Origin of the sequence: Mesorhizobium sp. 1B3, assembly GCF_050958605.1 — a bacterium.
In the GTDB taxonomy this organism is placed as follows: domain Bacteria; phylum Pseudomonadota; class Alphaproteobacteria; order Rhizobiales; family Rhizobiaceae.
In genome coordinates this window covers 94,396-119,487 of record NZ_JBJHDO010000013.1, presented here as the reverse complement: position 1 = coordinate 119,487, position 25,092 = coordinate 94,396, and the positions used below count along the sequence as shown (strand labels likewise).

At 63.8% G+C, this 25,092-nt stretch carries 24 protein-coding genes; 8 read left to right on the top strand and 16 right to left on the bottom strand.

All coding sequences use genetic code 11. From position 1 onward, the window contains the following. Nucleotides 1-2 precede the first annotated feature (2 nt). The 5 genes from ACCO56_RS27490 to ACCO56_RS27470 form a co-directional block, all read right to left on the bottom strand. Nucleotides 3-353, bottom strand: coding sequence for a DUF488 domain-containing protein (locus tag ACCO56_RS27490; RefSeq protein ID WP_433644104.1), 351 nt, complete (start codon nucleotides 351-353; stop codon nucleotides 3-5). Further along, nucleotides 350-1,336, bottom strand: a complete 987-nt coding sequence (locus ACCO56_RS27485) for an XdhC family protein (RefSeq protein WP_433644103.1) — start codon at nucleotides 1,334-1,336, stop codon at nucleotides 350-352. The genes ACCO56_RS27490 and ACCO56_RS27485 overlap by 4 nt, the downstream gene beginning before the upstream one ends. Then, the gene (gene acs, locus ACCO56_RS27480; RefSeq protein WP_433644102.1) at nucleotides 1,333-3,279 is read right to left on the bottom strand and encodes an acetate--CoA ligase; all 1,947 of its coding nucleotides are present in this window, start codon (nucleotides 3,277-3,279) and stop codon (nucleotides 1,333-1,335) included. Before acs ends, ACCO56_RS27485 begins: the two co-directional genes overlap by 4 nt. Before the next feature lie 253 nt (nucleotides 3,280-3,532). Further along, the gene (typA, locus tag ACCO56_RS27475) at nucleotides 3,533-5,359 is read right to left on the bottom strand and encodes a translational GTPase TypA (protein WP_433644101.1); all 1,827 of its coding nucleotides are present in this window, start codon (nucleotides 5,357-5,359) and stop codon (nucleotides 3,533-3,535) included. 130 nt (nucleotides 5,360-5,489) lie between these two features. Then, nucleotides 5,490-6,086, bottom strand: a complete 597-nt coding sequence (locus ACCO56_RS27470; protein WP_433644100.1) for a DUF1236 domain-containing protein — start codon at nucleotides 6,084-6,086, stop codon at nucleotides 5,490-5,492. Nucleotides 6,087-6,449: 363 nt separating this feature from the next. Here ACCO56_RS27470 and ACCO56_RS27465 point away from each other — a divergent pair, with 363 nt between their 5' ends. Then, the gene (locus ACCO56_RS27465; RefSeq protein ID WP_433644099.1) at nucleotides 6,450-7,268 is read left to right on the top strand and encodes a lytic murein transglycosylase; all 819 of its coding nucleotides are present in this window, start codon (nucleotides 6,450-6,452) and stop codon (nucleotides 7,266-7,268) included. Between the two features lie 134 nt (nucleotides 7,269-7,402). On the opposite strand, the gene ACCO56_RS27460 is transcribed toward ACCO56_RS27465, so the two are convergent. Together ACCO56_RS27460 and ACCO56_RS27455 are read right to left on the bottom strand one after the other, a co-directional pair. Further along, entirely contained in the window at nucleotides 7,403-7,846 is a 444-nt protein-coding gene (locus tag ACCO56_RS27460) for a hypothetical protein (RefSeq protein ID WP_433644098.1), read from the bottom strand. Nucleotides 7,847-8,201: 355 nt separating this feature from the next. Next, a complete protein-coding gene (locus ACCO56_RS27455) occupies nucleotides 8,202-8,786 on the bottom strand; it encodes an SH3 domain-containing protein (protein ID WP_433644097.1) in 585 nt (194 codons plus the stop codon). A 202-nt stretch (nucleotides 8,787-8,988) separates the two neighbouring features. Between ACCO56_RS27455 and ACCO56_RS27450 the strand changes: the two genes are divergently transcribed. Continuing rightward, nucleotides 8,989-9,393 (top strand): hypothetical protein, encoded by a 405-nt coding sequence (locus ACCO56_RS27450; protein ID WP_433644096.1) that lies wholly within the window; start codon nucleotides 8,989-8,991, stop codon nucleotides 9,391-9,393. Between the two features lie 223 nt (nucleotides 9,394-9,616). Here ACCO56_RS27450 and ACCO56_RS27445 read toward each other — a convergent pair whose 3' ends face one another. Continuing rightward, entirely contained in the window at nucleotides 9,617-10,834 is a 1,218-nt protein-coding gene (locus ACCO56_RS27445; protein WP_433644095.1) for an argininosuccinate synthase, read from the bottom strand. A 181-nt stretch (nucleotides 10,835-11,015) separates the two neighbouring features. Between ACCO56_RS27445 and ACCO56_RS27440 the strand changes: the two genes are divergently transcribed. The 3 genes from ACCO56_RS27440 to ACCO56_RS27430 all read left to right on the top strand — a co-directional run bounded on the left by ACCO56_RS27440 (nucleotide 11,016) and on the right by ACCO56_RS27430 (nucleotide 14,203). After that, nucleotides 11,016-11,912 carry a hypothetical protein gene (locus tag ACCO56_RS27440; RefSeq protein WP_433644094.1) on the top strand — a complete coding sequence of 299 codons (897 nt, stop codon included), beginning with the start codon at nucleotides 11,016-11,018 and terminating at the stop codon, nucleotides 11,910-11,912. Between the two features lie 148 nt (nucleotides 11,913-12,060). Next, complete coding sequence (locus ACCO56_RS27435) at nucleotides 12,061-13,539, top strand: ArnT family glycosyltransferase (protein WP_433644093.1); 1,479 nt, start codon at nucleotides 12,061-12,063, stop codon at nucleotides 13,537-13,539. A gap of 22 nt (nucleotides 13,540-13,561) precedes the next feature. Further along, nucleotides 13,562-14,203 carry a LysE family translocator gene (locus ACCO56_RS27430; protein WP_433644092.1) on the top strand — a complete coding sequence of 214 codons (642 nt, stop codon included), beginning with the start codon at nucleotides 13,562-13,564 and terminating at the stop codon, nucleotides 14,201-14,203. On the opposite strand, the gene ACCO56_RS27425 is transcribed toward ACCO56_RS27430, so the two are convergent. From ACCO56_RS27425 to ACCO56_RS27405, 5 genes are all read right to left on the bottom strand, one after another. Beyond that, nucleotides 14,175-14,669 (bottom strand): hypothetical protein, encoded by a 495-nt coding sequence (locus ACCO56_RS27425; protein WP_433644091.1) that lies wholly within the window; start codon nucleotides 14,667-14,669, stop codon nucleotides 14,175-14,177. The genes ACCO56_RS27430 and ACCO56_RS27425 overlap by 29 nt on opposite strands. 118 nt (nucleotides 14,670-14,787) lie before the next feature. After that, nucleotides 14,788-16,023 carry a 23S rRNA (adenine(2503)-C(2))-methyltransferase RlmN gene (rlmN, locus tag ACCO56_RS27420; protein WP_433644090.1) on the bottom strand — a complete coding sequence of 412 codons (1,236 nt, stop codon included), beginning with the start codon at nucleotides 16,021-16,023 and terminating at the stop codon, nucleotides 14,788-14,790. A 111-nt stretch (nucleotides 16,024-16,134) separates the two neighbouring features. Then, nucleotides 16,135-16,836: an HAD family hydrolase gene (locus ACCO56_RS27415; protein WP_433644089.1), complete on the bottom strand. Its 702-nt coding sequence runs from the start codon at nucleotides 16,834-16,836 to the stop codon at nucleotides 16,135-16,137. Between the two features lie 76 nt (nucleotides 16,837-16,912). Beyond that, on the bottom strand, nucleotides 16,913-17,416 hold the full coding sequence (locus ACCO56_RS27410) for an invasion associated locus B family protein (protein ID WP_433644088.1): 504 nt from the start codon (nucleotides 17,414-17,416) through the stop codon (nucleotides 16,913-16,915). A gap of 264 nt (nucleotides 17,417-17,680) precedes the next feature. Further along, nucleotides 17,681-18,010, bottom strand: a complete 330-nt coding sequence (locus tag ACCO56_RS27405; RefSeq protein ID WP_433644087.1) for a YkvA family protein — start codon at nucleotides 18,008-18,010, stop codon at nucleotides 17,681-17,683. A gap of 134 nt (nucleotides 18,011-18,144) precedes the next feature. On the opposite strand from ACCO56_RS27405, the gene ACCO56_RS27400 reads away from it, so the two are divergent. Beyond that, nucleotides 18,145-18,660 (top strand): low molecular weight protein-tyrosine-phosphatase, encoded by a 516-nt coding sequence (locus ACCO56_RS27400; RefSeq protein WP_433644086.1) that lies wholly within the window; start codon nucleotides 18,145-18,147, stop codon nucleotides 18,658-18,660. Here the strand turns inward: ACCO56_RS27400 and thpR are convergent. Both thpR and ACCO56_RS27390 read right to left on the bottom strand, forming a co-directional pair. Next, entirely contained in the window at nucleotides 18,564-19,157 is a 594-nt protein-coding gene (thpR, locus tag ACCO56_RS27395) for an RNA 2',3'-cyclic phosphodiesterase (RefSeq protein WP_433644085.1), read from the bottom strand. The genes ACCO56_RS27400 and thpR overlap by 97 nt on opposite strands. A 237-nt stretch (nucleotides 19,158-19,394) precedes the next feature. Then, nucleotides 19,395-20,036: an arylesterase gene (locus ACCO56_RS27390; RefSeq protein ID WP_433644084.1), complete on the bottom strand. Its 642-nt coding sequence runs from the start codon at nucleotides 20,034-20,036 to the stop codon at nucleotides 19,395-19,397. A gap of 58 nt (nucleotides 20,037-20,094) precedes the next feature. Between ACCO56_RS27390 and ACCO56_RS27385 the strand changes: the two genes are divergently transcribed. Together ACCO56_RS27385 and ACCO56_RS27380 are read left to right on the top strand one after the other, a co-directional pair. Next, the gene (locus ACCO56_RS27385) at nucleotides 20,095-20,808 is read left to right on the top strand and encodes an ABC transporter ATP-binding protein (RefSeq protein ID WP_433644083.1); all 714 of its coding nucleotides are present in this window, start codon (nucleotides 20,095-20,097) and stop codon (nucleotides 20,806-20,808) included. Nucleotides 20,809-21,306: 498 nt separating this feature from the next. Further along, nucleotides 21,307-23,805 (top strand): ABC transporter permease, encoded by a 2,499-nt coding sequence (locus tag ACCO56_RS27380; protein WP_433644165.1) that lies wholly within the window; start codon nucleotides 21,307-21,309, stop codon nucleotides 23,803-23,805. Between the two features lie 3 nt (nucleotides 23,806-23,808). Here ACCO56_RS27380 and ACCO56_RS27375 read toward each other — a convergent pair whose 3' ends face one another. Further along, on the bottom strand, nucleotides 23,809-25,008 hold the full coding sequence (locus ACCO56_RS27375; protein ID WP_433644082.1) for an MFS transporter: 1,200 nt from the start codon (nucleotides 25,006-25,008) through the stop codon (nucleotides 23,809-23,811). Nucleotides 25,009-25,092 lie beyond the last annotated feature (84 nt).

Here is a 25,092-nt window from a genome sequence, read left to right as displayed (position 1 = left end):
GATCACTTTTTCTCTTCGATGAATTCCTTCAGCACGACCGCCTGGTTGTGCGCTTCATCCTTGGCGCCGTAAAGAAGCGTCACACGTCCATCACCCCCGTGCTGGCGCAGGCTCTCGATCTCTTCGTTTCTATCGCTCAATTCGGCGCGGTAGCGACGACGGAACTCTGCCCACTTCTTCGGGTCGTGCCCAAACCATCTGCGCAACTCGGCGCTCGGCGCTATTTCTTTCAGCCACAGGTCGATGTCGGCTTCCTCTTTCGTCAAGCCGCGGGGCCAAAGGCGATCGACAAGCACCCGCAGTCCGTCGTCCTTCGCCGGCTGCTCGTAGACGCGCTTCAGATGAAGTTTCATGACGGTCCCGTTCGGGAATCGGACGACACCACCGGCCTCGTCGGGCAGGATATGAGGGCCGCCTCCTCGCCCCGGGCTGCCTGCACGACTTGCGCGAGGATCGAGAGCGCCAGATCGCTGGCGCTCCGGGCATGAGGAAGCAGGCCCGCCGGCCCCTGGATGCGCTCCAGATCCATCCTGCCGAAGCCCTTTTCACGGAGCTTCTCGAGCCGCTGGACCTGCGTCGTACGGCTTCCCATCGCACCGATGTAGAAGGCATCGGTTGCGAGTACCGCCGGCAGCAGCCGCTCTTCGCGGTCATGGTCATGGAAGGCGAACACGACCGCGCTGCGGTCGTCGATGTCCTCGAGATCTCCCTCGCCCGATAAGCCGATGGCAGCGCCTGCAAGGCGGGCGGCGTCGGCCGTCAGCTCGTCCGGCGTGCGCACGACGACCTCGAAGCCGGCCGCGATCGCCACTCTCGCCAGATGTACCGGAACCGGCCCGAGCCCGAAGACGACAAGCCGGCGGCGTGGCAGATAGCGTCGCGTGAAGAATAGCTCTTCTTTCCCCTCGTCGATCCGAGGTCCGGCGACCGGCACCTGCAACGCGGCCGGCTGACGCTGCTCGAGCCTGGCGTCGATCGCGTCCAGGCGCGCCAATGGAACCCCCACGTCGAAGATCAGCTCGATCGCGCTACCACATGGCAAGCTGATGTCGATGTAGCGTGAACCCCGGCCGTAGCGGACGCGCCGGCTCCGGCCACTGGCGATCGCATCGCCTGCTTCCGCCGCGATGGCGCGCTCGATGCAGCCGCCCGACAGATAGCCGACCCATGCTCCGGTTTCGGAAACCGCCATTTGGGCGCCGAGGGGACGTGGCGACGAGCCTTCGATCTCGACCAGCGTGACGATTGCGACACGTTCCTTCGCCCTCATGCGCTCCACGGCGAAATCGAGCACATAATCGTCGAAGGGATCCCAAGTCCCGTCAGGCCGCTTCATGCCGAACGCCTCCCATCCTTAACGTCGTCGGCAAGGTCGCCGAGGACGGCCGGGTCGGCAAGGGTGGAGACGTCGCCCAGATCGTCGAAGCGACCCTCCGCCAACTTGCGCAGAATTCGCCGCATGATCTTGCCGGATCGGGTTTTCGGCAGTGCCGATGCCCACTGCACGATATCGGGTTGGGCAATCGCGCCGATCTGGCGGCGGACAGAGACGCGCAGTTCCTGCCGCAGCGCCTCGGTTTCCTCCTCCCCGGCCTTGAGCGTGACGAAGGCATGGATACCCTGGCCTTTGACGGCGTGGGGAAAACCCACGACCGCGGCCTCGGCGACAGCGGGGTGTGCCACGAGCGCGCTCTCGATCTCCGCGGTGCCTAGCCGATGGCCGGAAACATTGATCACATCGTCGACACGCCCTGTGATCCAGTAATAGCCGTCTTCGTCCCGCCGGCATCCGTCACCGGTGAAGTAGAGCCCGGGAAAGCGCCTGAAATACGTTTCCACGAACCGGTCCGGATCACCATAGATCGTACGCATGATGCCTGGGCCGGCATCCTTCAGGCATAAAAACCCCTCGCCCGCGCCTTCGATGACGCGCCCCGCATCGTCGACCAGCACCGGCTGAACACCGAAGAACGGCAGTGTCGCCGAGCCGGGTTTGAGCGGCGTCACCCCGGGAATGGGCGCGATCATGATGGTGCCGGTCTCGGTCTGCCACCATGTATCCACGACCGGGCAGCGCTTCTCTCCGACGACATCGAAGTACCACCGCCAGGCTTCAGGATTGATCGGTTCGCCGACGCTGCCCAGCACCCTGAGCGAGCTCCTGTCGGTCCGCTGCACATAGGCATCGCCTTCCCGCATCAGGGCTCGGATCGCGGTCGGCGCAGTGTATAAGATATTGACGCCGTGACGATCGCAGACTTCCCAGAAACGTGAAGGCGTCGGATAGGTCGGAACGCCTTCGAACATCAGCGTGGTGGCGCCGTTGGCCAGCGGCCCGTAGACGATATAGCTGTGGCCCGTCACCCAGCCGACATCAGCCGTGCACCAGTAGATGTCGCCTTCGCGGTAGTCGAAGACATGGCGGTGAGTCAGGGCGCAAGAGACCAGATAGCCGCCGGTCGTGTGCAACACGCCCTTCGGCTTGCCGGTCGAGCCTGAAGTATAGAGGATGAACAGCGGGTCTTCGGCGCTCATCCACTCCGGCTCGCATTCCGTGCCCATGGCGTCGACCAACCGCAGATAGTGGACGTCACGGCCTTCGACCCAATTCACATCCGTGGCCGTTCGACCGACAACGATGCACTTTTCCACCGACGGACAGGATTTCAACGCGTCGTCGACATTGTCCTTGAGCGGCACCTTCCTGCCTCCGCGGACGCCTTCGTTGGCGGTGATGACCAGACGCGCCCCGCAATCCTTGATCCGCCCGGCCAGCGCGTCGGCCGAGAAGCCTCCGAAGACGACCGAGTGGATGGCGCCTATGCGCGCGCAAGCGAGCATGGCAATCGCCGCTTCCGGAATCATCGGCAGATAGATTGCAACCCTGTCGCCCTTGCCGATGCCGAGCGATCGCAGCCCGTTGGCGAGGCGGCAGACCGCGGCGTGCAACTCCTTGTAGGTAATCCTCTCACAAAGGCCAGGCTCATCGCCTTCCCAGAGGATTGCGACCTGCTCCCCGCGCGTGGCCAAGTGCCTGTCGATGCAGTTGAAGCTGGCGTTGAGGACGCCATCCCAGAACCATCTGATGGACACGGTGTCAGGCCCGATCTGGATGTCGCGTATTTTTGTGAACGGCTTTCGCCAGTCGAGACATTGGGCTTGGTCGGCCCAGAAGACCTCCCATTCTTCCACCGAGCGTCGGTATATCTGGTCGTACGTGGCGCGGTTGTACGCAGGGGCATAACCAGGCACCGTGATGATATCGGGTGTTACGTTCATGGCGGCCTGCCTCGGGTCCATCTCGACCAGGAGGGTCCGGCACCGGACCGATTGCGCCGGAACGCAACCAGTATCGGAACGACGACGGTACGCCGCAAATGAAATTAAATGCTGCCTCGAAGCGAAAAAATTGCGCCGATCGCAGAGCAGTTGACGCCCGTGTATCGGCAATCAGAACCGCGGCCACACACTCCAATGAAAGAGGCGCCGGATCGCCCGGCGCCATACTGTAAGTCTATCAGGGAATGTCTGATCAGGCCGCGCCGGCCGTCTTCGACTTCTCGAAACGCTTGCGTTCATGCGTGTCGAGATAGAGCTTGCGCAGGCGAATCGACTTCGGCGTCACCTCGACCAACTCGTCGTCCTGGATCCAGGCAAGGGCGCGCTCGAGCGTCATCCGGACCGGTGGGGTCAGCCGGACCGCCTCGTCCTTGCCGGCCGCGCGGATGTTGGTGAGCTTCTTGCCCTTGAGCACGTTCACTTCGAGGTCGTTGTCGCGCGTGTGGATGCCGACGATCATGCCGGCATAGACCTTGACGCCGGCATCGATGACCATCGGGCCGCGATCCTCGAGGTTCCAGAGCGCATAGGCCACCGCCTCGCCCGGTTCATTGGCGATCAGCACGCCGTTGACGCGGCCGGGAATCTCGCCCTTGAACGGCTCGTAGGAATGGAAGAGCCGGTTCATGACGGCGGTGCCGCGCGTATCGGTCAGGAGCTCCGACTGGTAGCCGATCAGGCCGCGGGTCGGCGCATGGAAGACCAGACGCTGACGGTTGCCGCCGGAAGGCTTGAGTTCGACCATCTCGGCCTTGCGTTCAGACATCTTCTGTACGACCACGCCGGCATGCTCCTCGTCGACGTCGATCACGACTTCCTCGACGGGCTCGAGCATCTGGCCCGCTTCGTCCTTCTTCATGACGACGCGCGGACGCGAGACCGCGAGTTCGAAGCCCTCGCGGCGCATGGTCTCGATCAGCACGGCAAGCTGGAGTTCGCCGCGGCCCGAGACGTAGAAGGAGTCCTTGTCGGCCGACTCCTCGATCTTGAGCGCGACGTTGCCTTCGGCCTCACGCAGCAGCCGGTCGCGGATGACGCGGCTCGTGACCTTGTCGCCCTCGGTGCCGGCGAGCGGCGAGTCGTTGACGATGAAGCTCATGGTCACCGTCGGGGGATCGATCGGCTGCGCGAGCAGCGGCTCGGTCACCGCCGGATCGCAGAACGTGTCGGCGACCGTGCCCTTCGACAGGCCGGCGATCGCGACGATATCGCCCGCCGAGGCTTCTTCGATCGGCTGCCGCTCGATGCCGCGGAAGGCAAGGATCTTGGAAACGCGGCCGTTCTCGAGCACGCTGCCGTCGCGCGCCAGGACCTTCACGGCCTGATTGGGCTTCAGCGTGCCGGATTCGACGCGCCCGGTGATGATGCGGCCGAGGAAGGGATTGGCCTCCAGGATCGTGCCGATCATGCGGAACGGTCCGGTTCCGACCCTGGGCTCCGGCACATGCTCGAGCACGAGATCGAACAGCGGCGCCAGCCCCTCGTCCTTGGGGCCCTCCGGATCGGCGGCCATCCAGCCGTCGCGCCCGGAACCGTAGAGGATCGGGAAGTCGAGCTGCTCATCGGTGGCGTCGAGCGCGGCGAAGAGGTCGAACACCTCGTTGATGACCTCGTCGGCGCGCGCGTCGGGGCGGTCGATCTTGTTGATCGCAACGATGGGGCGCAAGCCCACCTTGAGGGCCTTGCCGACCACGAATTTGGTCTGCGGCATCGGGCCCTCGGCGGCGTCGACCAGCACGATTGCGCCGTCGACCATGTTCAGGATGCGCTCCACCTCGCCGCCGAAATCGGCGTGACCCGGCGTGTCGACGATGTTGATACGGGTGTCCTTCCAAACAACCGAGGTTGCCTTGGCGAGGATCGTGATGCCTCGTTCCTTTTCGATATCACCGGAATCCATGACACGCTCGGCGACGCGCTGGTTGTCGCGCACGGAGCCCGATTGCTTGAGGAGCGCATCGACCAGCGTGGTCTTGCCATGGTCGACATGCGCGATGATCGCGATATTGCGGAGTTGCATATTCTGCTCGGGAATGTTCGGGCCACGACAGAGGGCGGCCAGCATTTCGGTTGGCCGCGCTCATACAGTGTTTTTCGCAATTGCGAAAGGGGGCCCGGGGTGCCTCGGCCGACGCCGGGCACCCGAATGTCTAGCGAACCACGTAGACGATACGCCGCGTCTCGGGCTCGACCAGCACGGGCTGGCTGTTTACATAGACGTAGCGATAGCGGTAATCCGGGATCTCGCGGAACTCCACATCTTCGGGCAGCATGGCCCCGACCGCAACCTCGCCGTCGAGATAGATGGTATCCGTGCGGTTGTCGACGACATAGGACCTGATCTCGGTCGGCGGTTCGATGGCTTCACCAAGCTCTCCGCCAACGATGGCGCCCGTCACTTCGTTGGAAACAACGACGTCGCTTTCCGGTGCGGGAATGTACTCGATGTCGAAATCGGCAGGCCGCTCGGTGATCACGACACGCCTCCCGCCGACATCGCCGACCAGGTATTCGGAATAGGCCCAGCCCTTGCCGCCATTGACAGAGCACCATTTGCTTCCCTTGATGCAACCATCGAGCGTGGCCGGCTGTCCGCGGCCGATCATGCCGACCACCGGATGGTGGGGTCCCGGCCCGGCACGGACGTTGAGATCCGTAGTGGCTGTAACGGACGAGGCGGCGGTCGCGCCCGCGACCCCGGCAAGTAGAATGGCCGTCGCGGCCGAAACCAGAAGATGCGTTCTCATCTTTCTTACTCCGTGTTGTCCCTCGACGGGAAAAACGGAGCCGAAGACGATCCGTTCCTTGATGAAATCGGAACAACATCACGGTTTGTTTCTGACTATCGTTTCGAATTCCATTGCGATTGAGGCCCGGCATCCAGCCGATTTACTCCATTCTGCTCACAATCTGCGGCCGATCATCGAACCTCTTTCCTTTGCCTCGCCACGCCCTACTTCAACGGGTTGCGCCTGGGGATGGTTGACCTTAGGAGAGTTTCTGCCGCAATCAGCAAGACTTGCTTCTGCCGTAAACTTGATCTTAACGATGGCGATAAGAAATTTCCGCCGGCGTGCCCGGCACACCAATCAGGCAATAAGGAGAAGGGAATGGCAGCTCTTGCCAAGGTGAAGATTGTGGCCGTGGCGGCTGCCTTGATGGGCCTGGCGGCTGGGGCGGCGCAGGCTGCCACATGCGGCAACAAAGCCGGTGGCTTCGAGGGATGGAAGGCCGAATTCGGACGGGAAGCCGCCGCCAACGGCGTGGGCAAGCGGGGCCTCTCCGCGTTGGCCGGCACGAGCTACGCCTCGAAGACTATCTGGGCCGACCGCAACCAGAAGAGCTTCAAGCTTTCGCTCGACCAGTTCATGGCCAAGCGCGGCGGCAAGGCCATCGCTTCCAAGGGCAGGGCGCTCAAGAAGCAGAATGCCGCCCTGTTCGACCGCATCGAGCAGCGCTACGGCGTGCCGGCCGGCCCGCTGATCGCCATCTGGGGCATGGAGACCGGCTTCGGCAGCTTCATGGGCAACGCCAACATCCTGTCGGCAGTGGCCACGCTCGCCTATGACTGCCGACGCACGGAATATTTCACCGAGCAGCTTTATGCGGCGCTGACGCTCGTCGACAGAGGCACGCTCAGCCCCTCGGCCATCGGTGCCATGCATGGCGAGATCGGCCAGACCCAATTTCTGCCGCTCAGCGTTGTGCGCTACGGCGTCGACGGCGACGGCAACGGCTCGATCGACCTGATCCGCTCCAAGGCCGACGCCCTGGCTTCCACCGCGAATTTCCTGCGCGGCCATGGTTGGCGCGCCGGCGCCGGCTACCAGCCGGGCCAGCCCAATTTCGGCGCGCTGCAAGGCTGGAACGCGGCCAGCGTCTACCAGCAGGCCATCGCCATCATCGGCGCCGAGATTGATGGGAGATAGCGAACAGCAATGGCGATAGCGTAAAAGCGAAAGTCCCTTTTTCCGCTATTTGCTTTGTTACGTCCTATCGCTCTTCGCATCGTTGATGCCCGCCCGACGAAACGAGCCCGTCGGGCGGTCCAGATAACCCGACGCTATCCCTCGACGGGCTTCGATGCCTCTGCGGAATTCGGCTCGGCATTCCGAACCGGAACCGCATCCATCGCCGCCAGTTGTTCGGCACACAGATCGGCCGCTCCTGGAACTGGGTTGTCGAGGCCGACGAGCTTGGCCCAGCCGCCATCGGTGATGAAGTCATCCCGCTGGTAGGAAGAAGCTTCCTTCAGTTGGGCAAGGCTCTGAGATGCATTGGCCGCAGTCACGAACTTTTCAACGCAAACGCTGGCCGCAAGTTCGGCGCGAGCATTCCGAGCCGCATCTCTGGCCATTTCCGCAGCCGTCCCTCCGGTCGTCCAGCCTCCTGCAGTGAAGCCGACGATCATGGTCGCGACAGCAGCGCCCGCCGCCGACCAGAACCAAAGTGCCTTGGATGGTCGGTAGCTCTCCCAACGCTGCGACAGAGACTCGTTCGCGGTCATTTTTTCCCCTTTCGTTCCCGGTTCGTTACACTCAGTTACAAATCGAGAGTAACATGATGACAGCGAGCGCATAACCCTGCTTTTAAATTTTGTGACCCTCGCTCAAAAAACTCCCTAGTTCAGCTCCTTATCTTTGAAGCTTCTTGAATAATTCATCTCATTATAAATAGTCATCCGAACCTGACTTTCATGTCATCGAAATTCTCATGATGTATACGGAATACTGTCAAAATCCGAGGAATATTTAAATAAGATTTTTCCTAGCACGAAAGTGGATTTTCTTTGATTTTCGATCGAACGCCAGAATTAAAATTGTTCTGAATTGTTCGACACCGTCGCCGCTGGATCCCGAAAGTCATCGTCCGAACCTCTCGCCGGGGTAGGTGCCCCACAGATGTGTTTGTCTGATGAAACCGGTGAACGACTTGACTGCAACCCGGCACCACTCGCCGTCACAGTCGGCCAGCTCGAGCATTACCTTTGGCTCCAGCCATGCAACGACGCGGCTTTGTTCGTTCGGCCGCTTGCGTAACGCAATGTTCGTCTTGCTCCACGGCGCGGCGAGCCCGGTACGGCGGCTTGAAAGAAGCGATCCGAACACCCATCCGCTGTTTCCCTCCCAATCGCGAACGCGTCGCCAATGACCGTATTCCTGGTAAATCTCCAGAGGGAGGCTCCGCATGACATACACCCACTTGACCTTGTACTGAACGCCGGGTCCGACCCGCACGTTGACCGGACTCCCCTTGAGGGATGCAAAGCGGGGCAAGGGAAATCCGCTTGCGCCTGGCGCCGGACCAGCCACGATGGCCGCTGCGGCAAATGCGATTACGAAGAAGAACCACCTGATCGGGATGGGTCTCGCTCGAACGAGCCTCGCTGGGAACCGAGACGGAGAGCGGTGATCGGCAATGTTCGATCCGGCAGTGCTTGAGGACATCACGAAATCCGACACGATGCAAAAATAGCTGATCGACAGAATGCTCCCTATGCCCCACAGTGTCGGACCGACGCAATATCGGAACATTCCGTTTAGGCGAGTCGACCGCTCGACAGGAAGACGAGCGCGACGGCAACGACGATTGATCGGCTATTCGAAATAGCACCCTTGTCCGGAGGTTTCGAACAACGCTGGAAACGGTATGAAGACAGCAGCTTCCATGGTTCTCTGCGCCTTGGCGCTGAATGTGTTTTCCGCTCTGCCATCCCTTGCGCAAACCCGGATGTGGGTCGGCGTCGATGATCTGTGGCGGCACTCCTGCCCGTCGATCGACTGCGGGATCGTCGGTCGGCTGTTCTTCCGGGAATCGGTTATCGTCTATCAAACTCGGGATGGCTGGTCGCGAATATCAGGTTACAGCGCAGCCGGCTGTTCCGGCGGGAAAGCGGCATTCGTGCAGTCCGGGCGCGACGACTGCTCCAAGGAAAATGGAATCTCTAACGGCGAATTCGCGGAATGGGTGGACTCGAAAGGGCTCGCCACCGAGAAGCCCGATCGGCCGCAGGACTTGTCGGCAAATCCTGCGGCCGCGTTGCCGATCGACTGATGCATCTCGCTCAAACTGCAGCCAAGCAGCATCACCTGGCGCCGCACAAACGCGGCTGGAACGAATAGAGCGCCGCAGCGCGCCCGAACGGACGCGGCGCTCCATTCGCTGTTCGCGCCGTCAAAGCGTGTCTCTCGCAATCGGCTTCGGGTGACACGCTTTAGGTCTTTGTTTTTGCCGCATTCTTGCGACGCCGACCGAATCCGGTCGGCTGCGAAATGCTCTAGCGTTTGCGCGCGGCGAGGGTACGAAGCCTCAGTCCGTTGAGCCGGATGAAGCCCTCGGCGTCCTTCTGGTCGTAGGCGCCGCGATCATCCTCGAAGGTCACCAGCGCATCCGAGTAAAGCGACTTCGGCGACTTGCGGCCGGTGACGATGACGTTGCCCTTGTAGAGCTTGAGCCGGACGGTGCCTTCCACATCCTCCTGGCTCTTGTCGATCAGCGCCTGCAGCATCTCGCGCTCCGGCGAATACCAGAAGCCGTTATAGATGAGCTCGGCGTAACGCGGCATCAGCTCGTCCTTGAGGTGAGCCGCGCCGCGGTCGAGCGTGATGGACTCGATGGCGCGGTGCGCCGCGATCAGGATCGTACCACCCGGCGTCTCGTAGACGCCGCGCGACTTCATGCCGACGAAACGGTTCTCGACCAGGTCGATGCGGCCGATGCCGTTGTCGCGGCCGAGATCGTTGAGCCGCGAAAACAGCGTGGCCGGTGACAGCTTCTCGCCATTCAGCGCGATCGGATCGCCCTTCCTGAACTCGATCTCGATCTCGGTCGCCCGGTCGGGCGCATCCATCGGGGAGACGGTGCGCTGATAGACATATTCCGGTGGCTCCAGCCAGGGGTCTTCCAGCACCTTCCCCTCCGAAGAGGAGTGCAGGAGGTTGGCGTCCACCGAGAACGGCGCCTCGCCCTGCTTGTCCTTCGGCACCGGGATCTGATGGTCGCGCGCGAAGTTCAGGAGGTCGGTGCGCGACTTGAAGGACCAGTCGCGCCAGGGCGCGATGACCTTGATGTCGGGGTTCAGAGCATAGGCCGAAAGCTCGAAACGCACCTGGTCGTTACCCTTGCCGGTAGCGCCATGGGCGATCGCATCGGCCCCCGTCTCGCGGGCGATCTCGACGAGATGCTTCGAGATCAGCGGTCGGGCGATGGAGGTTCCGAGCAGATAGACCCCCTCATAAAGCGCGTTGGCACGGAACATCGGAAAGACGAAGTCGCTGATGAACTCCTCGCGGACATCCATGATGCGGATATCCTTGATGCCCATGAGCTCGGCCTTCTGGCGCGCCGGCTCAAGCTCGCCGCCCTGGCCGAGATCGGCCGTGAAGGTCACGACTTCGGCCTTGAGCTCGGTCTGCAGCCACTTGAGGATGATCGAGGTGTCGAGCCCGCCGGAATAGGCAAGCACGACCTTCTTCACGTCTTTCCACTTCGACATGTCTTCTTCCGCCTGGATTGGGTTGGAGACTGTCCGAGACTGTCTCTTGCCGCCAGCTATCACGCTGGTTCCCGGCTTCGCAAGGGCATGGACGCTGAACCAGCGGTTAGAAATTTTCTTGCCGCAATGGGACGGTTCAATCGAGCATGCCTGATTCGCGAAGGCCGTGGGATTTAGAGACGTGAAACAACTTGGCTTGTCGATAACGCTTGCTTTCGCCTTGCTCGCCGCTTCTCAGGCATGGTCCTCGTCATGGCAGGAGGCAGGAAGCGGCGCGGTCGCGATCCTGCCCGCGCCCGAAAAAGCATCGGGTGTCACCGGAGCGTCGCTCTTCTGCGCCGAGCAGCGCTGGAGCTTCCTGTTGCGCCTCGAGCCGGGAAGCCTCGCTTCCGACACGAACATGCCCGGCGTGCTGACGACCGGCGGCACACGTTTCCCCGTCGAAGGCCTGCCGGAGAACGGGCAGCTGGTCGTACCGCTTGGGCCCGATATGCTCGAGCCTATCAAGGCATCGGTGCGCATGAAGGTCGAAATCGGCGACAAGGACAAGGGCGTGAAGGCGGAGTTCGCGCTCGCCGCGTCCCGCGCCGTGATCGACAGGATCACCCCCCGCTGCAGCCCGGTCGACATGTCGGCCTATGAGCGGGTCGCGCTGGTGGAAACCGACCCCGCGGTGGCGGAGGCCCGGGCTCTGCTCGCCGACGAGGCAAAGCTCTTCCGCGAGGCGACAGGGCTAGAACCCGCTTACGCCGCGAGCAAGCTGGACCTGGCCGACGGCAAGGCCCTGCTGCTCGCCTCCGTCTGCGGTTCCACTCGCTATTACGGCGAATCCGGCTGCAGTATTTTCGGCTTCGTGCGATTGAAGCCGCAAGACGAATGGCGCCTCGCCTATGACACCGAGGGCGTCCAGCTCTATCTGGACCGAGAGGCGGATAAGGACGGCTTCCCCACGCTCCTGACCCTGCCGATGACCGGTGCGGCGGAACCGAGCCGCTGGGCCTGGACGGGGAAGGCCTACGAAATCCGCGACGACATGATGGCCGAAGGACATCGCACCGGCGCCGGCCAGGCGCAGTGAGCGACTAGATCCGTCGCTTGGCGGCATCCGCCTTATCGGATAGTAGAGCGGTAAGATGATCGGATGTCGGCCTGGTTTACCGGCAACACGATCGTGCGTCCTTCGAGGCATCTGTGACCATTTCGCCGCAACTGGAGAGCCTTGTCAGGTGACCCACGCCATTGAAGCCGGCCCGCGCGCGCTCCTGCGCGCCGACACAAGTTTCGGCCTGCTGCTCGCCCTGCTCCTCGCAGCGCTGGTCTTGCGCATCGGCGGGCTCGCAGTCTCCCATGCCGAGCTGTTCTTCGACGAGGCGCAATATTGGGCCTGGGCGCAGGATCCGGCCTTCGGCTACTACACCAAGCCGCCGCTGATCGCGTGGCTTATCGGTGCGTCCACCTCGCTCTGCGGCGACAGCCCGGCTTGCGTCCGCCTGCCGGCGCCGCTCATGCATTTCGCCACGGCGCTTCTCGTCTACGCCGTCGCGGCCCGGCTCTTCGACAGGCGTGTCGCCTTCTGGTCGTCGCTGATCTATGCGATCATGCCAGGCACGTCGATCTCGGCGACACTGATGTCGACCGACGTGCCACTGCTCTTCTTCTGGACGCTTGGGCTCTTCGCCATCGTTCTCCACGTCGAGCGGCCATCGCTCGCGGCCGGCGCGCTGTTCGGCCTGGCGGTCGGGCTGGGCCTCAACGCCAAATACGCCATGGCGTTCCTGCTCGTCTGCTTCCTTCTTTACGCGGCGTCCACCCGCGAGGCTCGCCACCTCCTCAAGCATCCTGGAACCTGGCTTGCGGTTCTCATCGCCGCACTGCTGATTGCGCCGAATGTCTGGTGGAACATGGAGCACAGTTTCGCCACCTTCTCCCACACGCGCGACAACGCCGGCGCCTGGGGCTCACGTTTTCCGAATTTCCTCGGAGTGCTCGAATTCATTGGCATCCAGGCCGCCATCATCGGCCCCGTTCCTTTCGTCGCCTTCGTGCTGACGGTGCTCGGCGCAGGCGGCAAGGTGGCGGCCGGTCCGAAGCGCCTTCTTCTTTTCCATTCGCTGTCGGTTTTCCTGGCGATCATCGGTCAGGCGTTGCTGCACAAGGCGAACGGCAACTGGGCCGCCACCGGCTTCCCTGCCGCCGTGATCCTTGCCGTGGCAGCCATGCTGGCGCTCGAGTGGCGCCGCGGCATGATCGCGACGCTCTGGATCTCGGCCGTGGCATTGGTTGCCGTCTCCTTTGCCGGCGCGCTGGCCGGTACGCTGACAAGCGGTCCCGCCGGCCGCGAGCTCGGCAAGATGGTCGGCTGGGGCGATCTCGCCGCAAATGTGCGCCGTATCGCCGAAACGAGCGGCATCCGGACGGTCGTCTTCCCGCAACGCGGCCTGACGGCTTCAATGATCTACGAGCTGCGCGACAGCGGTCTCGACGTCAAGGCTTGGCGGGCCGATCCCGACCATCCGCTCGACCATTTCGAGCTGACACGGCCGTGGGGCGCTGCCGATGCCGGCCCCGTGCTGTTCGTCACCATGGGTGAGGCACCGCCGCCCGAGCCGCTCGCGGCGCGCGCCACCCTGCTCGAATTGTTCCCCACCCAGGTCTTCATCGCCCGCCGCGCCGGCGCCGTCGCCTCGGCCTATCGGATAGACTGACAAAGCCACCAGAGCTGCAGAGATGAATTTCATTCCCGAAACGACGATCCTGCTGCAATTCATCGCGGCGACCATCGTGCTGGCGATAACGCCGGGCCCCGACATGACCCTCTTTGTCAGCCGCACGCTGAGTCAGGGCCGCGTTGCCGGCTTTGCCACGGCGATGGGCACCTATTGCGGTGTCGTCGTGCATACCACCTTGGTGGTGGTCGGCATCTCGGCGCTCATCGTCGCCTCGCCGCAGGCCTTCCTCGCGCTCAAGATCTTCGGCGCCGGCTATCTGCTCTATCTCGCCTGGCAGGCGATCCGCCACGGCTCGGCCTTCTCGCCCAAGACCACTAGCGGCGGCGACCGCTCGCTCCTGCGCAATTGGGCCAACGGTTTCTGGGTCAACCTCCTGAACCCCAAGGTCATCCTCTTCTACATGACCTTCCTGCCGTTATTCGTGTCGGCGCACGACCCTGACGCACCGGCCAAGCTGCTGTTCCTCGGCCTGCTATCGATCGCCGTTTCGATCCCGATCACCGCGCCGATGATATTCGCCGCCGACCGTTTCGCCGCGATGATGAAGAAGAGCCCGCGAGTCACCCGTATCGTCGACTATCTGCTGGCAGGCCTGTTCTCGGCCTTTGCCATCAAGATCCTGTCGGCCCAGGCGAAGTAGACCGCCGCCAACCACCTGCCCAGCGACCGGCGACGAGCCAATAGGCGATGCCGCCGATGATGCCGCTGCCGACGATGGTCAGGATGAAACCGGGATCGATAGGGGCTGGCGGCGCCGTCGGATCGGCTTGGTAGACGTACCACGACGTCTGCCAGGAGAGGCCGACGACCACGGCTCCCACAAGACCGCCTGCCAGCGCATAGGACAGCCAGTCGCGCTTGCCCAGGAGTTCGGCCACGACGATCGCCGCGCAGGCAGGAAGAAAGGCATAATAGGCGACGAAAAACGCCATCACCGGAACGGCAACCGCGAGCGAACCCGTCATCACCCACGGGATCTCTTCGGGCAACCAGCCGAGCGGTCCGACAATGAGCAACACGACGAAGGCGCTCGCGGCGAGCGCCGCAACGGCATAGCCGAAAAGGATGACGGCGAGGCGCAGGATGAGGGTGAGAAGGCCGTTCACGCAGCACCAATTATCATTTGTGACATCAGCTGGCCATCGGAGGAGCGACTGAACTTCCGCCTTCGCGACACACCGGCCTGTCAGCCAACCAGCCGCCGGACGGTGGCTGTTGTCAGTTTCACGCTTCGCCGTGGCCGGCGATCATCATCGCCTCGAGCGCCAGGCGGTCGCTCTTGCGCATGCGCTCCGACTCCGACTTCAGCTGACCGCAGGCGGCGAGGATGTCGCGGCCGCGCGGCGTGCGGATCGGCGAGGCGTAGCCTGCCTGGTTGATGTAGTCGGCGAATTTCTCGATCGTCTCCCAATCCGAGCACTGGTAGTTGGTGCCGGGCCAGGGATTGAAGGGGATGAGATTGATCTTGGCCGGGATGCCCTTGAGCAGCCGTACCAGTTCCTTGGCATCCTCCAGCGAATCGTTGACATCCTTGAGCATCACATACTCGAAGGTGATGCGCCGGGCGTTCGACAGGCCGGGATAGGCGCGGCAGGCTGCCATCAGTTCCTTGAGCGGATACTTCTTGTTGATCGGCACCAGCATGTCGCGCAGATCGTCGCGCACGGCGTGCAGCGAGATCGCCAGCATGACGCCGATCTCCTCGCCGGTGCGGGCGATCCCCGGCACGACGCCCGACGTTGAAAGCGTGATACGGCGCTTGGAGAGCGAGAGGCCGTCGCCGTCCGACGCGATCAGCAGCGCCTTCTTCACGTCCTCGAAATTGTAGAGCGGCTCGCCCATGCCCATCATGACGATGTTGGATATCTTGCGGCCCTCGGCCGGGACGATCGCGCCGTCGGGCGTGTCACGGTCGGGAAAATCTCCCAGCCGGTCGCGCGCCGTGAGGAGTTGCGCCAGTATCTCCTCCGCCGTCAGGTTGCGCACGAGCTTCTGCGTGCCTGTATGGCAGAACGAGCAGGTCAGCGTGCAGCCGACCTGCGAGGAGATGCACAGCGTGCCTCTGCCCTCTTCCGGAATGTAGACGGCCTCGATCTCGACCGGACGCCCGGCGCCGCGCGGCGGAAAGCGGAACAGCCATTTGCGGGTGCCGTCCTTGGACACCTGCTCCTCGACGATCTCCGGCCGGGCGATCGAGAAATGCCGGTCGAGCGCGGCGCGCAGATCCTTGGAGATGTTGAACATGTGAGCGAAGTCGGAGACGCCGCGCACATAGAGCCAATGCCAGAGCTGCTGGACACGCATCTTCGCCTGGCGTTCCGGCACGATGCCGGCCGACACCAGCGCCTCCGCCATCTCGGAACGAGACAGGCCGATAAGCGACGCCTTCTGCGCAGCTGCCGAGCGGGCGGCGAGCGCGGCGCGCGTCGTGTCATTGGTGAGATCGAGCGAAAGGGCCATGATGGACCGCAATATAGGGTGGCGCTGTAGGATTTGTCGAATGGGGCGCGCTCTTATCACGCATGGCGCGCCGCGTCACGTGTGGTGGATGGTCTCGGGGCTGACGAGGTACTACGCCAACCCGCTCATCAACTCGGGCAGTTCGCCGAGATGCGCGACTTGGCGAAAGCGGGGTGCGTCGACAGGGGGTTCGACATGCTCGAACACCCAGGTCAGGTCGTGAGGAATGTAAACGCCCCAGCCGCCTGCCTCGAGGGCCGGCACGATGTCGGACTTCAACGAATTGCCGACCATCACGGCGCGGTCCGGACCGTCGCCATGACGATCGAAGATGCGCCTGTAGGTCTCGACGTTCTTCTCGCTGACGATCTCGACCGCCTGGAAGAGCTTCGCGAGTCCGGAACCGGCGAGCTTGCGTTCCTGGTCGAAGAGATCGCCCTTGGTGATCAGCACCATGCGATAGGTCCCGGCGAGGCGGTCCAGCGTCTCCTCGACATGCGGCAGGATCTCGATGGGATGGGCGAGCATCTCGCGTCCGGCGGCGAGGATTTTCTCGATGACGGTGGTGGGCACCTTGCCCCCGGTCACCTCGATCGCTGTCTCGACCATCGAGAGCATGAAGCCCTTGATCCCGAAGCCGTATAGCTTCAGGTTACGCCGCTCGACGTCGAGCAGCCTGCCCTTGAGGTCGCTTCCCTCGGCGTGATCGGCGACCAGCTCGGCGAAGCGATCCTCGGTGAGCCGATAGAACTGCTCGTTCTGCCAGAGCGTGTCGTCGGCGTCGAAACCGATCGTGGTGGGCGTCAAGGACATTGCCCATACTCCGAAACGCAAAGGCCGGACGTTTCGGCCGGCCCCCACATCTCATCTTATGTATGTCCGCCGCTCGCTACTTGCAGGTGGCGATCGACTGCAGGGCGGCCGTGATACCCTTCAGCGAGAAGGTGTAGTTGGTCGGATTGCCCCGTCCCGACTTGGCGGCGACCTTCATATCGGCACCGCCCTTCATGGCGGCGATGAGAGCCGGCTCCTCGGCCGCGTTCTCCATCCAGGCGGACTTGCCGCGCGTGAACATGGAGAAGCTCTTATTGCCGACCGACACTTGGACCTTGGAATCTTCCTGGAAATTGTAGGACGCAATGAACTGCGGCTCGTAGGAAATGTTCTGTCCGGGCTTCTGACTGACGAAGAAGAAGATGTCGCCGTGATCGAGATTGGTCGGCTGCTTGTCGGTGGGGACGGTAAGCACATAGCAAACCTTACCGTTGCCGGCCTGGTAGGAATAGGTGCCCCAGGCATCGTGCTGCTTGATCTTGGTGGCCGATTGGGCCAGCGCCGGCGCGCTTGCCGCGATCAGAGCCAAGCCTGAGAGAATGGAAATCAGTCCGCGCATTGTCGTCCGTATCAACCCCTGTCTTTGGCGTGGTGCAGGCGAGCGGCCCGGCCCCCCAAGCCAAGCCCGATTGCTTCATTTTGATTTAATCTGAGTTACCAAAAGATGAATCGCGGGGCAAAAACCACGAACCGATACCCAGACACCACCACCGTCGTCGCCGTCCGCCCCGTGCGAGGCTTTCCGCATGAACCGTCCCTTGCCCGTCGTTGAAGACTACGAAAACGGCGAGAGTTTGGCTGGCCAAGCCGATGGACAAGACGCTCAGCGACCGGCAAGCGCCTCGCGCGCCGCAGCCTTGTGCCCCGGCTTGAGATGCGTTCGTACCGTGGAGATGGCAGCTGTCAGGACGGCGATATCATCGGTGAAGCCGAGACCGAGCATGACATCGGGAATGGCGTCTGCGGGAAGAACGAAATAGCCCAGAGCGGCAAGCAGGATGCCTTTGGCACGCAGCGGCGTCTGCTTGTCGAGGGCGCAGTAATAAGCCGCCACGACATCCTCCATGAACGGCACCTGGCGCGCCGCCTTCTTGGCCGTGCGCCAGAAATCCCTGCGCACGCTCGCTTCGTCATGGTCGATCGTCGTCGTCACCGTCGTTCCTTTCCAAGGTCCGCAAACCTCGGCTTCTTCCGTTCCGAAACCTGGTTTGTTATGTGGGAACCACCGCCCCTCCCCGCAAGCGGGACGATTTCGTTCTCGCGCGGTGCGTGTTACGGGGATCGGCCATGAACGAAATCCCTGTTTCCATTCTGTTCGTCTGCCTCGGAAACATCTGCCGTTCGCCCTTGGCCGAGGGCGTGTTCCGCGCCGTCGTCGAGGCGCGGGGCGAGGCCTCCCGCTTCAGGATCGATTCGGCCGGCACCGGCGGGTGGCACGCCGGGTCGGCGCCCGACCCGCGCTCGATCGCGATCGCGGCGCGCCATGGCGTCGACATTTCCGGCCAGCAGGCGCGCAAGGTGTGCCCGCGGGACTTCGCCGAATTCGATCTCATCCTCGGAATGGATCGTTCGAACGTGGACGATCTGCGCAGGGTTGCACCTAGGGAGGTGCAGCCCCGCATCCATCTCTTTCTCGACTTCGCGGCCGGTCAAATCGTTGACGTGCCGGACCCCTATTATGGCGGACCGGAAGGATTCGCCGACGTCTACCGCATGATTCGGGAGGCGTCGGAAGCGCTGGCCGGAAAGGCGGCATGGCGCGAATCGGTGCCGACGAGCGGCCATGCCTCCTCGACGATGTAAGGCCCCCCGCCGACCGAATCGCGCGACGACATCAGCACGAAGCGGTTGACGCGGAACGGCATGGCGGCGAAGTTGCCGCGCGCCGACAGATAATGCGCGACAGCGGCCGGATTGGCGTTCTTGAGGCGGGCCAGCGTCACATGAGGCGAGAACTTGCGGGGATCGGCGGGCAGGCCGAGCCGCTGGCAGATCCGTTCGATATCGGCCTGCAGGGCGTGGAGGTTGGGAGAAGCGGCAACACCCGCCCACACCGCGTGCGGCTTTTTGCCGAAGGCGCCGACGCCGGAGAGCGTCAACGAAAAACCAGGACGCCGGACACGGTCCAGGGCATTGGCCACCTCGTCGGCGACGTGGCCTTCGACATCCCCGATGAAGCGCAGGGTGAGATGGTAGTTCTCGACATCGACCCAGCGGGCTCCCGGCAATCCCCCGCGCAGGAGGGAAAGCGACAAGGCGGCATCGCGTGGGATCTCGAGGGCGGTGAAAAGTCGCGGCATGGCTACCTCCCCGATTCGAACTGACGATGGAAGCGAATCACCGATTGGCTGCCTGGGCAAGCTCTTTGTACGCGCAGGTCCCCTGCCCAGACTCTGGTGACGCTGTGATCCTGCCCTGGGAATAGTCCGGATTTGTGACAGGCCTGTGGGTGGCACGGAGGGAACGGGCACGAAGCCGAAATGCTGTAGCAATCCAATCGCTTATCTGTCCAGATCGGTTGCGCATGTCCTATCGTCTCAACGCGCCGCCTCCGCAGCAATGGCTTTTTCCACAGCTGGCAGCATCTTCTCCACCATGCGGTCGATGCCGATCGCGTTGGGATGTATCCCATCCTCCAGCAGGAAAGCACGGTCGGCGGCGACACCATCGAGAAAGAAAGGATAAAGCGCGATGCCGTGCTTTTCCGCCAGTCGCGGATAGATCGCATTGAACGAATCGGCGAAGTCCGACCCGAGATTGGGCGCGGCAACCATGCCGGCGAGCAACACGGAGATGCCGCGCTGCTTGAGCCGCGTGATCATGGTGTCGAGGTTTTTTTCCGTGATCTCGGGTGGGATGCCGCGCAGCATGTCGTTGGCGCCGAGTTCCAGGATAACCAGTTGCGTTCCGTCCGGAACCGACCAGTCGAGCCTGGACAGGCCACCGCTGGTCGTATCGCCGGAAACGCCGGCATTGGCGATCACGACATCGTGACCTTTCTTGCGTAGCGCAGCCTCCAGCTTTTCCGGAAAAGCTTCGCCTGGGCCGAGGCCGAAACCGGCCATGAGGCTGTCACCGAAGCCGACGATTCGAAACGGTTCCGCGGGGGCGGCGGCAATGCTGGCCAGGAGGACGAGAAGTGTTGCGATGAAAGCCCGCCCGATCCGTTTGAAAGCCATGATCCGCAACCCATATGACGAAAACTGCCCTGCCTTCTCCATATAGGATGATTCAGCCGTGACAGAAGCCGTCATCGAACTGCGGGACGTGTCGCTCACCCTGGGCGAAGGAGCATCCTCCGTCCATGTGCTGAAGGGCGTGAGCCTCGACGTGATGGCTGGGGAGGCGACGGGGATCGTCGGCCCGTCGGGTTCGGGCAAGTCGACCCTGCTGATGGTCGTGGCCGGCCTGGAACGGGTCGACTCCGGCACGGTGCGTATCGCCGGGCAGCTGCTGAACGGCCGGACCGAGGACCAGATCGCTTCGTTCCGGGGCCGCAACGTCGGCATCGTGTTCCAATCCTTCCACCTCATCCCGAACATGACGGCGCTGGAGAACGTCGCGGTTCCCTTGGAGCTTGCCGGCCATCCCGATCCCTTCGCGGTCGCGGAGCGCGAGCTCGCCGCCGTGGGGCTGAGCGACCGCGTCACCCACTATCCCGGCGAATTGTCAGGCGGCGAGCAGCAGCGCGTGGCGATCGCCCGCGCCCTGGCGCCGGAGCCGCGCATCCTGATCGCCGACGAGCCGACCGGCAATCTGGATCAGACGACCGGCCGTCAGATCGCCGACCTGCTCTTCGCCAAGGCCGCCGAGCGCGACATGACGCTTCTCCTGGTCACGCATGACCCCGCCTTGGCCGCGCGCTGCTCGCGCCAGGTGGCGATGCGCTCGGGGCGGATCGAAGGCGCCACCTTGGCTTCTGCCGAGGTCGCCTCAATAGAGGTTGCATAGTCCGTGCGTCCGTCGAGGCTCGCTTCGCTCGCAACGCGGTATGAGGGCGGTTGGCGCTGTAGCGATTATTTCCGGCGCGGTCGCCTGGCGGCCGATCTTTGCAGTCGAGCACGGAGCGTACGACAGTTCCCCCTCTCCGTCTCGGCTTCGCCGAGCCACCTCTCCCCCACCTTGGTGAGGGAGAGGAACCGCCGGCCGCATGCTCGACGCCTTTCCTCTTCCCTACGAAGTGGGGGAGAGGTGGCTCGGCGAAGCCGAGACGGAGAGGGGGAACTGCCAAGCGATGAGGGAAGACATTTCCAGAAGTGTGAATGTTGTAGTCCTCATCCTGAGGTGCGAGCGAAGCGAGCCTCGAAGGACGCACCCGCCATTTCTTCTGCGCGGAGATTTTAAGTGGACGCCCGATCACCAGCGCCGGCTGCCTTCCCGTCGACCTCGGTTGCCAGGGGCGGCGCGCCTCGCAACCTCAAGCTGGCCATCCGGTTTGCCCTGCGCGAGATGCGGGGCGGCCTGTCGGGCTTCATGATCTTTCTCACCTGCATCGCGCTCGGCGTCGCGGCGATTGGTGGGGTCAATTCGGTCGCTCGGGCAATCACGGCCGGGGTCGCCGACGAAGGCCAGACGCTGCTCGGCGGGGACATGCGTTTCGAACTCGCCCAGCGCGAAGCGAGTGCTGCCGAACTCGCCTTCCTCAGCGAGTTCGGGGCGCTGGCGACGAGCGCCTCCATGCGTTCGATGGCGCGGCTGGAGAACGGCGCCGACCAGGCTCTCGTCGAGGCGAAGGCGGTCGACGACGCCTACCCGCTCTATGGCGAACTGGTGACCCAGCCCGCTCTGCCGCTGGCAGAACTCTTCGAGCAGAAAGACGGCGTCTTCGGCGCCGCGGCGCCCGACCTGCTGTTCGAGCGGTTGGGCGTCGCGCCGGGCACCCGCATCAAGCTCGGCAACGCCACATTCGAGCTCCGTGCCAAGCTGATCACCGAGCCCGACGCGCTTTCCGACGGCTTCGGCTTTGCCCCGCGGCTGCTCGTTTCCCTCGAAGGCCTGCGTGCGTCGGGCCTGATCCAGCCGGGCAGCCTCGTGGAGCACGCCTACAAGCTGCGCCTTCCCGCCGGCTCGAGCGAGGCCGACATGGTGGGGATCCGCGAGCAGGCCAAGGCCCGGTTTCCGGAAGCCGGCTGGTCGATCCGCACGCGCAGCAACGCCGCTCCCGCGCTTTCCGCCAATATCGAGCGATTCTCCCAATTCCTTACCCTCGTCGGGCTCACGGCGCTGGTGGTTGGCGGGGTAGGCGTGGCCAATGCGGTCCGCGCCTATCTCGACGGCAAGCGCGGCGTGATCGCCACCTTCAAGAGCCTCGGCGCCTCCGGCGGTTTCGTCTTCACCGTCTATCTCGTGCAGATCATGACCATCGCCGCGCTCGGCATCGCAGCCGGCCTCGTGCTCGGCGCGCTGATGCCTTTCGCGGCCGGCGCGGCACTTGCCTCCATCCTGCCCCTGCCCGCCGAAGCTTCCGTCTATCCCGGCGCGCTCGGTGTCGCCGCCCTTTTCGGCGTCATGGTCACGCTCGCCTTCGCGCTCCTGCCGCTCGGCCGTGCGCGCGACGTGCCGGCCACTGCCCTGTTCCGCGAGTTGGGATTCGAGGGCAGCGGCTGGCCGCGCTGGCCCTATGTCGCCGGAGCGGTCGGCATCGCGGCCCTGCTTGCCCTTTTCGCCATCTGGTTTTCCGATGACAGGCGCATCGCCACCATTTTCGTCGGCGCAGCCATCTTCGCCTTCGTCGTGCTGCGTTATGTCGGCGTCGCGGTGCAGTGGATCGCGAGGAAAAGCCCACGCGTCCGCTCCACCGCGCTTCGGCTTGCCATTGGCAATATCCACCGGCCGGGTGCGCTCACGCCTTCGGTCGTGCTGTCTCTCGGCCTCGGCCTCACCTTGCTGGTGACGCTGGCCCTTATCGACGGCAATCTGAGACGCCAGATCGCGGGCAGCCTGCCCGAAAGGGCGCCGAATTTCTTCTTCGTCGATATCCAGGCAGCGGAAGTCGAGAATTTCACGCAACTCATGGAGCGCCAGGCTCCGGAGGGAGTGCTGGAGCGCGTGCCCATGCTGCGTGGCAGGGTGATGGCGATCAACGGCACCGACGTCCAGAAGATGAGCGTGCCGGCGGAGGGGGCCTGGGTGCTGCGCGGCGACCGAGGTCTCACCTATGAGGCCGATATCCCGGACAATGCGCGCCTGACGGAAGGCGCGTGGTGGCCGCAGGATTATGCCGGCGAGCCGCTCGTCTCCTTCTCGGCCGAGGAAGGCAAGGCGATCGGGCTGAAAATCGGCGACACCGTCACCGTCAACGTGCTCGGCCGTAACGTGACGGCGCGCATCGCCAATTTCCGGCAGGTCGAATGGGAATCGATGGGGATCAATTTCGTCATGGTGTTCTCGCCCAACACCTTCGCCGGCGCGCCGCATTCCTGGCTGGCGACGCTCACATCGAAGGACACCTCGGCTGCCGAGGAAGCCCGGATTCTCAACGCCGTGACGCGAGCCTTCCCCGCCGTCACGACCGTGCGCGTCAAGGATGCGCTCGACGTAGTGAACCAGCTTGTGGCGCAGCTCGGGACCGCGATCCGCGCGGCGGCGGCGGTCGCCTTGGTCGCCTCCGTGCTGGTGCTCGCGGGCGCGCTCGCCGCCGGCAACCGCGCGCGCATCCACGACGCTGTGGTGCTGAAGACCCTCGGCGCCACGCGACGCACGCTGATCACGGCTTTTTCGCTGGAATATGCCCTGATCGGACTGGCGACCGCCATCTTCGCGCTTCTCGCCGGCGGGCTTGCGGCATGGTTCGTCGTCGCCCGCATCATGACGCTGCCGTCAACCTTCCTGCCGGAGGTCGCCGCCGCGACCGTGGCGATCGCTCTCGCCCTCACCATCGGCATCGGTCTCGTCGGCACCTGGCGGGTGCTTGGCCACAAGGCGGCTCCGGTGCTCCGCAATCTGTAGCCCTCAGCGTTTCCCGCCGGCAATGCGGACCGCTTCGGGCTGGTATCGCAGCCGCCACATGGCCAAAACCCCGAGCGCGGGCCCGATGGCCAGAACGGCGAAGGCGAAACGCCAGCTCAGCAGGTCGATGACAAGGGGCATGGCCTGTATGGTGAAGAAGGTGAGCAGAAAGCCGAGGCAGGTCTGAATGGTCAGCATGGTCCCGACCATCTGAGGCGCCGACAGTTCCGTGATGGCAGCCGAGAACTGCGCGGAATCGGCCACGATCGTCAGGCCCCAGAGGATCGCCACCCCGACGAGGATGGGTGCGCCGAGCGCCGGCACGAGGCCGATCGTGGCAGCACAGGATCCGCTCACCGCCATGCAGAGCATCGTCACCGTGGTTCGGCCCAAGCGATCGGCAAGCAGGCCCGCGACCACCGACCCGACCGCGCCGGCGGCGATGACGAAGAAGGTCAGCACGCCGACACTCGCTGTCATGGGAGCGCCGGCCTGAGAGAAGCCCCAGGTCAGGAAGACGCCGATCCAGGCCCACATGGCGTAGAGCTCCCACATGTGGCCGAGATAGCCGGCATTGGCCAGAAGCAGCGGACGGCTGCGGAACTCCTGGAAGGCGTGAGCGAAAACGAAGCGCTGGCTCGGCCGGTGCTTCGGCCCGAGCCCGACGGCCAGGATCGCGACGCCGGCCGCGGCGGCGCACCCGGACGAGGCCAGGATCGTCGTCCGCCAATCCAGGCCACTCCAGGCGTTGAAGAGATGGGGCAAGGCCGAGCCGAGCGTCAGCGCGCCGACAAGCGTTCCGATCATCAGGCCGACGGCCCGCTCCGCCCATCCGGCGGCCATCTTCATACCGACGGGATAAACCCCGGCAAGGACCGCCCCGGTTACGAAACGAAGCGCGACGGTGCCCCAATTGTCGAAGCCGAAACGAAGAAGCAGGAGGTTGGCCCCGGCGCCGATCAGTGCGGCGACACAGAAGAGCCGGCGGGGATCGAGCCTGTCGGCGAGGCCGAGCAAGGCGCTTGCTATCGTTCCCGCCACGAAGCCGAGTTGAACGGCGCCGGTCAGCAGCCCGGCCTGCTGGTCCGAAAGCCGGCCAGCCTCCACCAGGCCGGTCGCGGCAGCCGTGGCGGAAAACCACAACGTCATCGCGGAGATCTGGCACAGCACGATCAACAGAACAGATCCCGCCTTGCCGAGCATCGGTCTTTTCCCCCGAGGGTTCCCGCCGTTCGCCACCAGTCGCCGCGGGACATTTGTCGAACCCGACCCTAGACCATGATCAGG